The 11897-nt window shown below is 69.9% G+C and carries 14 protein-coding genes and 1 pseudogene; 6 read left to right on the top strand and 9 right to left on the bottom strand.

The window, feature by feature from the left end:
• On the bottom strand, positions 1–675 hold a 675-nt coding region (locus Q8M88_RS13815; RefSeq protein ID WP_305597735.1), incomplete at its 3' end, for a transcription antitermination factor NusB.
• A gap of 88 nt (positions 676–763) precedes the next feature.
• Here Q8M88_RS13815 and Q8M88_RS13810 point away from each other — a divergent pair.
• Both Q8M88_RS13810 and Q8M88_RS13805 read left to right on the top strand, forming a co-directional pair.
• Positions 764–961, top strand: a complete 198-nt coding sequence (locus tag Q8M88_RS13810; RefSeq protein WP_305597734.1) for a DUF1674 domain-containing protein — start codon at positions 764–766, stop codon at positions 959–961.
• Between the two features lie 105 nt (positions 962–1066).
• Positions 1067–1753, top strand: a complete 687-nt coding sequence (locus tag Q8M88_RS13805) for a hypothetical protein (RefSeq protein ID WP_305597733.1) — start codon at positions 1067–1069, stop codon at positions 1751–1753.
• On the opposite strand, the gene pyrF is transcribed toward Q8M88_RS13805, so the two are convergent.
• Complete coding sequence (gene pyrF / locus Q8M88_RS13800; RefSeq protein ID WP_305597732.1) at positions 1750–2442, bottom strand: orotidine-5'-phosphate decarboxylase; 693 nt, start codon at positions 2440–2442, stop codon at positions 1750–1752. The genes Q8M88_RS13805 and pyrF overlap by 4 nt on opposite strands.
• 99 nt (positions 2443–2541) lie before the next feature.
• A complete protein-coding gene (locus Q8M88_RS13795) occupies positions 2542–3342 on the bottom strand; it encodes an SDR family oxidoreductase (protein WP_305597731.1) in 801 nt (266 codons plus the stop codon).
• Between the two features lie 216 nt (positions 3343–3558).
• Here Q8M88_RS13795 and Q8M88_RS13790 point away from each other — a divergent pair, with 216 nt between their 5' ends.
• The 3 genes and pseudogenes from Q8M88_RS13790 (at position 3559) to Q8M88_RS13780 (ending at position 7168) form a co-directional block, all read left to right on the top strand.
• Complete coding sequence (locus tag Q8M88_RS13790; RefSeq protein ID WP_305597730.1) at positions 3559–5475, top strand: potassium transporter Kup; 1917 nt, start codon at positions 3559–3561, stop codon at positions 5473–5475.
• 3 nt (positions 5476–5478) lie between these two features.
• Positions 5479–5832, top strand: a complete 354-nt coding sequence (locus Q8M88_RS13785; protein ID WP_305597729.1) for a hypothetical protein — start codon at positions 5479–5481, stop codon at positions 5830–5832.
• Between the two features lie 100 nt (positions 5833–5932).
• A pseudogene (locus Q8M88_RS13780) lies at positions 5933–7168 on the top strand (argininosuccinate synthase).
• Positions 7169–7179: 11 nt separating this feature from the next.
• Here the strand turns inward: Q8M88_RS13780 and Q8M88_RS13775 are convergent.
• The 3 genes from Q8M88_RS13775 to timA are packed head-to-tail and all read right to left on the bottom strand — an operon-like array spanning position 7180 to position 9443.
• Positions 7180–7710, bottom strand: a complete 531-nt coding sequence (locus tag Q8M88_RS13775) for a Smr/MutS family protein (RefSeq protein WP_305597728.1) — start codon at positions 7708–7710, stop codon at positions 7180–7182.
• Complete coding sequence (locus tag Q8M88_RS13770) at positions 7707–8804, bottom strand: MltA domain-containing protein (RefSeq protein WP_305597727.1); 1098 nt, start codon at positions 8802–8804, stop codon at positions 7707–7709. Before Q8M88_RS13770 ends, Q8M88_RS13775 begins: the two co-directional genes overlap by 4 nt.
• A 27-nt stretch (positions 8805–8831) precedes the next feature.
• The gene (timA, locus tag Q8M88_RS13765; RefSeq protein ID WP_305597736.1) at positions 8832–9443 is read right to left on the bottom strand and encodes a TIM44-related membrane protein TimA; all 612 of its coding nucleotides are present in this window, start codon (positions 9441–9443) and stop codon (positions 8832–8834) included.
• A gap of 197 nt (positions 9444–9640) precedes the next feature.
• Between timA and secB the strand changes: the two genes are divergently transcribed.
• Entirely contained in the window at positions 9641–10126 is a 486-nt protein-coding gene (gene secB, locus Q8M88_RS13760; RefSeq protein ID WP_305597726.1) for a protein-export chaperone SecB, read from the top strand.
• A gap of 6 nt (positions 10127–10132) precedes the next feature.
• Here secB and dnaQ read toward each other — a convergent pair whose 3' ends face one another.
• From dnaQ to Q8M88_RS13745, 3 genes are all read right to left on the bottom strand, one after another.
• Complete coding sequence (gene dnaQ, locus Q8M88_RS13755; RefSeq protein ID WP_305597725.1) at positions 10133–10837, bottom strand: DNA polymerase III subunit epsilon; 705 nt, start codon at positions 10835–10837, stop codon at positions 10133–10135.
• Between the two features lie 31 nt (positions 10838–10868).
• Positions 10869–11480 carry a dephospho-CoA kinase gene (gene coaE, locus Q8M88_RS13750; protein WP_305597724.1) on the bottom strand — a complete coding sequence of 204 codons (612 nt, stop codon included), beginning with the start codon at positions 11478–11480 and terminating at the stop codon, positions 10869–10871.
• Positions 11477–11897, bottom strand: a 421-nt coding sequence (locus Q8M88_RS13745; RefSeq protein WP_371132715.1) for a shikimate dehydrogenase, incomplete at its 5' end; no start/stop codon positions are given. The genes Q8M88_RS13745 and coaE, both read right to left, overlap by 4 nt.

Raw genomic sequence — 11897 nt, 5'->3', positions numbered from 1 at the left:
GGCCGCGGCGGCGTCCTGCACCCACCAGGCCCCCTCGGCGAAGCCCGGCCAGGTCGAGAGCTCGCCCCGTCGCGCCGTGCGCAGGCCGCGGCCCGGCAGCGGCTCGGCCTCCAGGTCGTCGGCCAGGGCGGCCGACATCGCCGGATCCTTCAGCGTCAGGTCGGTCGCAGGTTCCTTCGCCACCATGGCCACAATCGCGTCGGCGCCCGCCCCGCCATAGGCCGCACGCCAGCGGGCGTAGAGCCAGGGGGGCGCCTGGTCGTTCGGATCATCGAGCTTCGGCGGTTCGCGCAGCAGGCCGCGCAGCACGGCGTTGACCAACCCCTTGAACCGGCGGCTGCCCGCCTGGGCGTCCGCCAGGTCGACGCTGGTGGCCACGGCGGCGTGGGGCGCGATCTCCAGGCCCAGCGCCTGGGCGGCTCCCAGGCGCAGGATGTTGCGCACCCGGTCGGGCGGGGGACGTTGAAGCTTGGCGTCCAGCGCCCGGTCGATCGGCCCCAGCCGGCGCAGGGTCGCCATCACCACCGCGCGGGCGAAGGCGCGATCGCGCGGGCTCAGCGCCTGCAGGGCGGGATGGCTCAGCCCGTCGTCCAGGCCGGTGCGGCCGCTCAGGGCGGCGGTCAGCAGGTCGAGCGCGGCGGCGCGTGCGGGTAGTCCGGCGTCGGTGTCGTTCACGCCGCGCGGCGTGCCCGCTCACGGCGCGGGCCGCAAGCGGTTTCGCGAACCCTGGCGTCGCGGCCCCTGCGGGACTAGATGCGTTCCTATGGACGACACAGCTCCCAACGCAGCGCCCGGCAAGGTGCTGACCCCGGCCGCGCGACGCGCGCTGGAAGAGGCCGAGGCGCGCCGCACCGCCCAGGCGCAGGCCGAACCGACGCTCCCCGAAGACGGCGGCCCCAAGGGCCCGGAGCCCACGCGGTTCGGCGACTGGGAGCGCAAGGGCATCGCCGTCGACTTCTGAGGGCCGACGCGAACCGGTAACCACAACGCTCGCCTCACGCTTGCAACCGTTCGCCCGCTCCCCCGTCGCCGCCTATGGCTGTGCGACGTGACCGGGAGTTCGACCATGCGCTTGGCGGCTATTTCTCTAGTAATCGGCCTCGGCCTGGCCGGCGCGGCCCAGGCCTGTCCGCAGGTCTGCGGCGACGGCGGCCAGCGCGGCTATGACTACGAGTCCTACAGCTACGACAGCCGCGTGGACGGCGCCGACGCGGGCAGCTGGCGCGACGGTTATGTAGAGCAGCGCAGCTATGACGGGCGCTACGACGACGATCGGAGCTATGAGGACAGCTACGCCGCCGATCGCGGCTACGAAGATCGCGACGGGGACTACGCCGACGAGCGCGCCTACGGCTACGACGATCGTGGCTATTCGGCCGAACGCATCTGGGAAAAGCCGGACGGCAGCTGGTTCATGTACGGCCACCGCGCCTCGCCGGCCTCGCGCGACTGCCTCTGCCGCAACGGCGGCATGGCCTGGGGCGGCGCCTCGACCGGGGGCTGGTCCACGATCGGCGTGATCAACGACAGCTTCTTCGCCGACACCGGCGGCGTCGGCCCGATCGGCGGCGGCGACTACTGGAGCGGTGGCGGCGGCTATGGCTTCGTCGGCGCGGGCGCCTTCGCCGGCGCCTCAGCGCGCGCCCATGCCAGCGCCTCCTCGAGCGCCAGCATCAGCTATCGCGGCGGGTACAAGGGCGGCGGCCACGGCGGCAAGGGCGGCGGCCACAAGGGCGGCGGCAAGGGCCACTAGGCCCCGGCCATCTCCGCGGCGATCCGCAGCGCCGCTTCGCGCGGGTCGTTGGCCGCCGTGATCGGCCGACCGCAGACGATGTGGGAGGCTCCACTGCGCAGCGCTTGCGCCGGCGTCGAAGCGCGGGCCTGATCGTTCTTCGCCGCCCAGTCGGGCCGCACCCCCGGCGTCACCACCAGGAAGTCCGGGCCGCCGATGGTCCGCGCCAGCGCCGCCTCGTGCGGGCTCGCAACGACGCCGTCGCAGCCGGCGGCCAGCGCCTGATGGATGCGGCGCTCGACCAGCGCCCGGGCCGTCTCGGCGTAACCCATCTCGCCCAGGTCCTCGTCGGACAGGCTGGTCAGAACGGTGACCGCCAGCACCTTCAGCCGCGACGTCCCCCGCCCGGCGACAGCGGCGGCCATCACCTGCGGCTCGCCGTGCACGGTGAGCAGGTCGCAGCCGGCTTCGGCCAGCACGCTGGCGGCGCGCTGCACCGTGGTGGGGATGTCGTGCAGCTTCCAATCCAGGAACACCTGCTTGCCCTCGGCCTTCAGCGCCCGGGCGAGCGTCATGCCGTCGGAGGCGAACAGCTCCAGACCCACCTTGTAGAAGCTGACCGCGTCGCCCAGCGTGTCGACCATGCCGCGGGCGGCGTCGACGCTGGGCAGGTCCAGGGGAACAATCAGGCGCGGGTCGGCGGCGGCCATGGGGAGGCTCCGTTGGCATGCGCCGGGCGGCGCGGTTGGCGATTTGGGCTAAGGCCCGTGCATGAGCCAGGCGGGCCTGGGGGTCAACGGCTTCGTCGCTCAGATGTGGCGGAACCGCGCGCCCTGCCAGGCCATCAGCGCCAGCATCCACTCCTCCGGCGCCAGTCTGGCCAGAGCCGCGATCGCCTTGTTGGGCGCGCCGGGGACGCAGATCGGCCGGTTCGCCTCCGCCGCCTCGAAGCCGGCCGCGGCCACCGCCTCGGCGTCCAGCCACATCCACTCCGGCACGGACTTGCCGACCAGGGCGCGCGAACCCGTGACGTCGTGGAATTCCGAATAGGTGAAGCCCGGGCACAGGGCGCTGACGTGCACGCCGCTGTTCAGGGTCTCCAGGTGCAGGCTCTGCGAGAAGCGGATCAGGAAGCTCTTGGACGCGCCATAGAGCGTGGATCCAGCCGAGCCCGGCGCCAGGCCGGCAAGCGACGCGACGTTGACGATCCGGCCGAAGCCGCGATCGGCCATGCCGTCCAGCACCTTGCGCGCCAGTTCACAGGGGGCGGTGACCATCACTTGCAGGAAATCGGCCTGCGTCTCCCAGGGGACGTCGGCGTAAACGCCCGGCACGCCATAGCCGGCGTTGTTGACCAACACGTCGACGACGCGACCGTGGGCGGTCAGGTGACTCAGCAGCGCGGCCGGGGCCTGGGCGTCCGCGAGGTCGGCGGCGAAGGTCAGGGTCTCGACCCCGTAGCGCTGGCCGATCTCCGCGGCGACGGCGTCCAGGCGGTCCTGACGCCGCGCAGTCAAGGCCACGTCGTAACCATGGCTGGCGTAGATCCGCGCGAACGCCGCGCCGATCCCGGCCGACGCGCCGGTCACCAACGCCAGTCTGCGATCCATCCAGGCCCCCTCGCCGTCAGTCGCAGGGTGGCGAAAGCCGCGCCACGGTTCAACCCGCCCAAGCCCAACCAAGCAACAGCGACGTTAACCTGATACGTTCAGCATCGCCTTGCGACGTGGCGGCGGATTGAACCGCCGTCGGATTGGGTGTATCGCGCCCGCCGCGTGACGGCATGGCGCCGCCTAGGGGACCGGTGGGGTTTCCGGAGACTACGGATGGCAGACCCGGCCGGCGGCGCCCTCGATTCGAGCGAGGGCGCTCCTCACGCCCACAAGGAGAAGTTCTGGGCGTTGGCGCTGGGCTCCGTGGGCGTCGTCTTTGGCGACATCGGCACCAGCCCGCTCTACGCCATGCGGGAAGCGCTGCATCACGCCCGCGCCGGCGGCACTCAGGCCCTGGAGGTGCTGGGCGTCGTGTCCCTTGTGACCTGGGCGCTGATCCTCATCGTGACCATCAAGTACGTGGTCTTCCTGATGCGCGCCGACAACAAGGGCGAAGGTGGCACGCTCGCACTGACCGCGCTGGCCCAGCGCGCGTTGGGACGACGCTCCGGCGTGGTCTTCGTCCTCGGCATGCTCGGCGCGGCGCTGTTCTACGGCGACGGGGTGATCACGCCCGCGATCTCTGTGCTCGGCGCCATCGAAGGCCTGAAGGAGGCGCCGCATGTGGGCGCGGCCTTGAAGCCGATGGTGCTGCCGATCTCGGCGGGCATCCTGATCGTGCTGTTCATGGTGCAATCGCGCGGCACGGCCAGCATGGCGCGGTTCTTCGGGCCGATCACCGCGGTGTGGTTCCTGACGCTGGCGGCCCTGGGCCTGGTGCACATCAGCGACGACCCGTCGATCTTCCGCGCGCTGTCGCCGCACTACGGCGTGATGTTCCTCTTCGAGAACGGGCTGCTGGGATTCATCATTCTGGGCAGCGTGTTCCTGGCGGTCACCGGGGCCGAGGCGCTCTACGCCGACATGGGCCACTTCGGCAAAGCCCCGATCCGCGCGGCCTGGCTGGTGCTGGTGCTGCCCTGCCTGCTGCTCAACTACTTCGGCCAGGGCGCTCTGGTGCTGTCCAACCCGTCGGCCGCGGCCAACCCGTTCTTCCACATGATCCCTGACTTCGCCTACTGGCCGGTGCTGGTGCTGGCCACCTGCGCAGCGGTGATCGCCAGCCAGGCGGTGATCACCGGGGCCTTCTCCATGACCCAGCAGGCGGTGCAACTGGGCTTGTTCCCGCGCATCGACATCCGCCGCACCAGCGAGACCCAGGCCGGTCAAATCTACGTGCCGCAGGTGAACACCTTCCTGCTGATCGGGGTGCTGATCCTGCTGGTGATGTTCCGCAGCTCGTCGAACCTGGCGGCCGCCTACGGAATCGCGGTCACCGGCTCGATGTTCATCGACACCCTGCTGTTCTACGTCATCGTGAAGCATATGTGGAAGCGGCCGACCTGGCAGGCGGCGCTGGCTTCCTCGGCCTTCGGCTTGCTGGACATCGCCTTCCTGGGCTCCAACTTGCTGAAGATCCCGCAAGGCGCCTGGCTGCCGCTGGTGCTGGGCGCGGGGCTGGTGGTGATGATGTGGACCTGGACGCGCGGCGCCCAGATCCTCAGCGAGAAGACCCGCCGAGACAGCATCTCGCTGGCCGAACTGTCGGAGATCCTGCGCGCCCGCAGCCCGCACCGGGCGCCGGGCACGGCGATCTTCCTGACCTCCGATCCGGAGGTCGCCCCCGTCGCTCTGATGCACAACCTCAAGCACAACAAGGTGCTGCACGACCGCAATGTCATCCTCACCATCCGCACCGCGGAGACGCCGCGGGTGAAGGACGAGGACCGCATCCTGATCGAGCCGATCAACAAGGATTTCACCAAGGTGACCGTGGCGTTCGGCTTCATGGAAAGCCCGAACATCCCCCGCGCGCTGGGGCTGTGCCGCAAGCAGGGGCTGAAATTCGACATCATGGCCACCAGCTTCTTCCTCGGCCGCCGCTCGGTGGTGCCGTCCGCCCAGTCGGGCATGCCGCTATGGCAGGACAAGATCTTCATCTTCCTGATGCGCAACGCCGCCAACCCGACCGACTTCTACAAGATACCCCCCGGCCGCGTGGTCGAGCTGGGCGCCCAGGTAACCGTCTAGCCGATGAATGTCCTTTCGCTGGCGGCCGACGCCCTCTGGATCATCGCCCTGTCGATCATGGCCAGCGCCAGCCGCGCGGCGTGGGAACGCGCAAAGCCGGACGCCCGCGTGCCGCCGCCGCTCATGCCGGGAATGCGGGTCAGCCGCACCGTCGCGCTCGCCGTGGGTCCCGGCGTCGGCCTGGTCCTGGGCGGCGTCCTGCTGTTCCTGCACCGGAGCACGGCGCCGGTCGGGCCGGAATCGCTGGTCTGGTTCTGCCTGCGCGCCATCACCGCCGCGCTCTTCGCGCTCGGCTATCTGCGCTATCTGCAGGCCGCGCTTGAGACCATGCAGCGCGAGGAGCAGTTCAAGTCCTAGGTCGGTCATGCCGCTTTGGCCTTGAACCCCGCTCGCGTTCGCCCTTAAACGCCCGCGCGACCCGCTTCCTCCCCCTGCCCCTCCCCAAGGACCCGCGCCCATGGCCGCCGACACGTCGATCAAGAAGGTCGTCCTCGCCTATTCCGGCGGCCTGGACACCTCGATCATCCTGAAGTGGCTGCAGCAGGAGTACGGCGCGGAGGTGATCACCTTCACCGCCGACCTCGGCCAGGGCGAGGAGCTGGCGCCGGCCCGTGAGAAGGCGCTGATGCTGGGCATCAAGCCCGAGAACATCTTCATCGAGGACCTGCGCGAGGAGTTCGTCCGCGACTACGTGTTCCCGATGTTCCGGGCCAACACCGTCTACGAGGGCCAGTACCTGCTCGGCACCTCGATCGCCCGGCCGCTGATCGCCAAGGGGCAGATCGACATCGCCCGCCGGATGGGCGCCGACGCCGTCTGTCATGGCGCCACCGGCAAGGGCAACGACCAGGTCCGTTTCGAGCTCGGCTACTACGCGCTGGAGCCCGACATCAAGGTGATCGCGCCGTGGCGCGAGTGGGACTTCAAGAGCCGGGAGGCGCTGATCGAATTCGCCGAGAAGAACCAGATCCCGATCTCCAAGGACAAGCGCGGCGAGGCCCCGTTCAGCGTCGACGCCAACCTGCTGCACTCCTCGTCGGAGGGTAAGGTGCTGGAGGACCCGGCCGTCGAGGCGCCGGAGTTCGTCCACATGCGCACCATCGCGCCGGAGGACGCCCCCGATAAACCGACCGTGTTCACCCTCGACTTCGAGAAGGGCGACCCCGTCGCCGTCGACGGCGAGCGGCTGTCGCCGGCCGCCCTGCTGACCAAGCTGAACGAACTCGGCCACGACAACGGCGTGGGCCGCCTGGACCTGGTGGAGAACCGCTTCGTCGGCATGAAGTCGCGCGGTGTCTACGAGACCCCCGGCGGGACCATCCTGCTGGCCGCCCACCGGGGCATCGAGTCGATCACGCTGGATCGCGGCTCGATGCACCTGAAGGACGAGCTGATGCCGAAGTACGCCACGCTGATCTACAACGGCTTCTGGTTCTCGCCCGAGCGCGAGATGCTGCAGGTCGCCATCGACCACTAGCAGGCCATGGTCACCGGCCAGGTGCGGGTGAAGCTCTACAAGGGCAACGTCACCGTCATCGGCCGCACCAGCCCCTACTCCCTCTACGATCAGGACCTGGTGACCTTCGAGGAAGGCGCCGTCGCCTACGACCACCGCGACGCCGCCGGCTTCATCAAGCTCAACGCGCTACGCCTGCGCGTGAAGGCCCAGCGCGACAAACGCATCGCGAAGTAGGCGCGCGCGCCCTACCCCCGCGGTTTTCGCTTCAGCGCCACGTAGAGCGCGCCCTCACCACCGTGGCGGCGGTGGGCTTCAGCGATGCCGGCGACGATGTCCCGCAGTCCCGGCGCGGCGAGCCACTCCGGCGTGCGGCGACGCAGGATCCCGTCGCCCATCATGCCCTTGCCGGTGATCACCAGCACCGCGCGGAACCCCTCGTCCCAGGCCCGGCGCAGGAAACCGTCCAGCGCGGCGCGGGCGCGGTCCTGATCCATGCCATGCAGGTCGATGCGTGCGCCGATCGGGTCGCGCTCCCTAGCGATGCGGTGCTTGCGGCGCGGTTCGATGAACTCGGGCGCTTCACGCGCCGTCCGCGCAGGCGGTTTCAACGGATGCGCGCCTTTCGAGGGCGCCGGTGACGGCTTGGCCGCGGCGGACTTCATCGTCACTTCCGGCGCAGGCAGCGCCTCCGGAACAACCCTGCCGGCGAGCGGATGGATGGTCGCCGCGACCAAAGACCACAGACGCTGCTCGTCCGGCTTCAGCGGCCGTTTCACCGCGGCTGCGGCCCGACCCGCGGCGCGAGCTTGTACATGCGCAGCGTATGGCGCACGCGGCCTGCCTCCGCACCGGCGCGAGCCCCCTGCCCAAGGTAGAGGTCGGCGCGGACAGCGCCCTTGATCGCGCCGCCGGTGTCCAGCGCCATCGCCAGGCGACGGTAGGCGGGAAAGGCGCCGGCCAAGGTCGGGGCTTCGGCGTCCAGCCAAAACAGCTCGCCCATGCGATGCTGCGAGGCGTCGACCGCGATCGAATAGCCGGCTGGCAGCGGCACGCGCGCCGAACCCATCGGCGGCAGGCCGTCGTCAGGGCCCAGCGTGAAGAACACGTAGCGCGGGTTGAGCCTCATGACCGCGTCGGCCTCGGGGCCCTTGTGGGCGGCCAGCCAGTTACGGATTGCATCGCCCGAGGTGTTGTTCCCGGCCAGCAGTCCGCGCTCGCGCATCGGATTGGCGATGCCCACAAACGGCAGGCCGTTGGTCGCCGCGACCCCGGCCTTCATCCGTCGCCCATCCTCCATGGTCAGGACCCCGGAACCCTGGATCTGCAGGAAGAACAACTCCTCGGGTCGCATCCAGGCCAGCGCGCGGCCGACCGGCGCCGCCTCGATCGCGGCGCGGTCAGGATAGGGCTCCAGGCGCGAACCGATCTTGCGCGACACCGCCGGCCGGCCGGGCGACGGCGTCGAGACAACCAGATCGCTGGGTTTGGGGCGCACTGGCGCGCTGAACTCGGCGTCGGGTCGCCACCTGGCGGGATACTCGGGCGCGAAATAGCCGGTCAGCACGCCTTCGCCGGCGGAAGCCTCAGCGCGGAAATTCTCTTCGAAGAAGGCGCGCGCCTGGCGGTCGTCCAGCGCCGTGCGGGCGCGGGCCCGGCGGCAGACCTCGGCCATGGCGGAGTCGGCGGCGGCGCCGCAGGTGGCCTGGAACGCCGCGAACGCCGCGGCGTGGTCTTCGCTGCGCCATCCGGGAAGATGTGACAGGTCCAGCCGCGGCGCCGGCGCAGGCTGCGTCGGCTGCGGGCGGCTTGGCGACGATGGCCTAGGTCCCGGCTGTTGGGTGGCGCACGCCGCGACGATGAGGGCCGCCATCGCGGCCCTCGCAGGACCGAAACGCACTCAGGCCTCCGCGGCGTCGACGTGGACCAGGATCCAGTTGGGATCGCGATTGCTGAGATTGCGCTCGAACGTCCAGAGCTCGGCGGTGCGGCGGTCGTCGACCGCCTCGCCCTCGGCGCCCTTGGTGCGGCTGCGGAACTCGGCCAGGAAGCGCACGGTGGCGCGCGCGAAATCGCCCTCCACGTCGGCCTTTTCGAGGTCGGCGCGAGGCGGGTGCAGGAACTCGACCGTCTCGCTGCCGCCCTCGTTCTCGCGTTGGGCGATGGCGGTCTCGAAACTGGCCATGACGTTGGGCGCCAGCAGGTTGCGCAGGGTCGCGCGATCGCCCGCGGCGAAGGCCCGCACGGTCATCTCGTAAGCCTGTTTGCAGCCCGCGAGGAAACGGTCGATGTCGAAGCTGGGGTCGCGGGCGCGGATCGCCGCCAGGCCGCTCAGCGCCACGCCGTCGTCGGCGGGATCAGCCGGCCGGTCGGTCGGGCGCTCGGGCGCGCCAGCGCGCGCCTCCGCCGCCGCTGCGTCTTCCGGCTGACGGCCGACACGGCGGCCGAGCACCGAATAGAGCTGGTACAGCACGATGGCGGCCAAACCGGCGAAGATGATGAGTTCCAGGATCTGCAAAACGCTCTCAGTTCATACGCTTTCGGGCTCAAGTCCCAATATAGGACCCCGGAACGCCCGCGTCAGGGGCGACATTGCATCAGCAGGTAGCGCGTGATAGCTGCCCCGCCCAGCCGACGGGCGCCGCTTCAGCGCCTCCGCAGGTGCAGCGAAGCCGAACCCGCGACAGCCCTTAGCACGGATCAAGTTAAATGACCGACACCGACGCTGGCTCAGCCCAAACCCAAAACGGCCAGCTCACCGAAGAGCCGGGCATCCGCATCCTCGCCCAGTTCATCCGCGACCTGTCCTTCGAGAACCCGCGAGCGCCCGATGCGCTCCGTTCCACCGGACCGCAGCCGCAGATCGATGTCGGCGTCGAGATGAACGCCCGGGGCCGCGACGATGGTTTCTTCGAGGTCGACCTGAAGCTTTCGGCCCGCGCCAACCGTGAGGACGGCCCGCTGTTCGTCGTCGAGCTGCTGTACGGCGGCGTGTTCGCGCTGAACGGGGTGCCGCAGGAGAGCGTCGAGGCGGTGCTGCTCACCGAATGCCCGCGCTTCATGTTTCCGTTCGCCCGGCGGATCATCGCCGACGTGACGTCCGAGGGCGGCTTCCCGCCCTTCCTGCTGGACCCGATCGACTTCGCCGCCGTCTACGCTTCGCGCAAGGCCGAGGAAGTCATCGGTCACGCCTGACGCAGGTCAGAGCCCGAACCGCGTCCAGAGCACGTCGTTCTTCATCGCATCGCGGACAAAGGCGGCGTGGAGCGCGCGTTCCGCGTCGGTGGATCGCATAGCCATGGGCCTGGGCCGCTCGCCGTAGGTCGTCTGGCCTGCCACGGCGACGGCCACCGTGGCCGCCGTTGCGGTCAGCTCCAGCCGACGCTCGCGCCCGCCCTTCAGCTCCAGGTAGACGCTGGCCAGCAGCCGCGCATCGATCAGCGCGCCATGCTTCTCACGCTCCAACAGCGAGATCTTGAAGCGCTTGCACAGCGCATCGAGCGAATTGTGCATGCCCGGAAAGCGCATGCGGGCGAGCGCCAGCGTGTCCACCCAGCGCGCTTCGTGCAACGCGTCGCGGGCGCAGAGGCCCAGCTCGTGGTTGACGAAGGCGCGGTCGAAACCGGCGTTGTGGGCGACGATCGGCGCATCGCCGACGAACTCGAGGAACGCCTCGACCACCACACTCTCGGCGAACTTCGGCTTCCCGCGCAGGAACTCTTCCGACAGGCCGTGCACCTTCTGGGCGTCCGGCGGCATGTCGCGTTCAGGGTCGATGTAGGCGTGGAACGAGCGCCCGGTCGGGATGAAATCCTCGATCTCCAGGCAGGCGATCTCCACCAGGCGGTGACCTAGATGCGGTTCGAAACCGGTGGTTTCGGTATCGAGGACGATCTCTCGGGCCATACCGATTCCATGCCGCGTTTCGCGAGTCGCTTCAACCGCGCGCGGCGTCGCGGGCCTTCCCGCGCAGGGTCGCAATGATCTCGCCCACCCGCTGCCGCGCGACGTCCAGGCCCTGGCTGGTGTCGACGACGAAGTCGGCGCGCGTGCGCTTATCGGCGTCTGGCAGTTGCTTGGCGAGGATCGCCTCGAACTTCTCGGGCGTCATGCCGGGACGCGCCAGAACCCTGCTGCGCTGCACGTCGCTCGGCGCGCTGACCACAACAACGCTGTCCACGGCCTTCTCGCCGCCGGTCTCGAACAGCAGGGGAATATCCAGCACGACAAGGTCGGCGCCCCCCGCCTCCGCCTCGCGCAGGAAAGCCCTGCGGCGATCCACCATCAGCGGGTGGACGATCGCCTCCAACTTCGCCAGAGCCGCCGGGTCGGATAGCACCCGCGGTCCCAGCGCCTGGCGGTCCACGGCGCCATCCTTCGTCACGCCGGGAAACGCGGCCTCGACGGGCGCGACCGCCTCGCCTCCCCTGGCGTAGAGCGCATGCACCTGGGCGTCGGCGTCATAGACCGGCAGTCCGGCCTCGGCGAACATGGCCAGCGTCGCCGATTTGCCCATGCCGATCGATCCGGTGAGGCCGATCACCTTCACGCGTCAGCCCCCAGCGCAGCCAGAGCCAGTGATCGGACATCGACCTCCGCCGGCGGCGAACGGCCAAAGAAGGCTTCGAACGAGGGCCGCGCCTGGCCGATCAGCATTTCCAGGCCGTCGACGGTGCGAAGACCGGCCCCCTGGGCGTCGCGCAATAGCGGCGTGAGCAGCGGCTTGTAGGTCATGTCCATCACTACGGCGGTAGACGGCGCGGCGTCGAACGGCAGCTCGGACCCTTCCCCCAGCAACCCGGCGGAGCTGGCGTTGACGATCGCATTCACGCCGGCGAACCCGGCCGCGGCGTCGTTGAGCTTGAACGCCGAGGCCCTCGGTCCCAGCAGAGTGGCGACCACCCAGGCCTTGGACAGCGTGCGGTTGATCAGCCGCACCTCCGGCGCCCCGGCCGCCAGGAACGCC

The sequence above is a fragment of the Phenylobacterium sp. genome (assembly GCF_030693805.1).
Classification (GTDB): domain Bacteria; phylum Pseudomonadota; class Alphaproteobacteria; order Caulobacterales; family Caulobacteraceae; genus Phenylobacterium.
The sequence above is the reverse complement of the archived record's forward strand: the minus strand, read 5'-3'. Positions and strand labels throughout refer to the sequence as shown.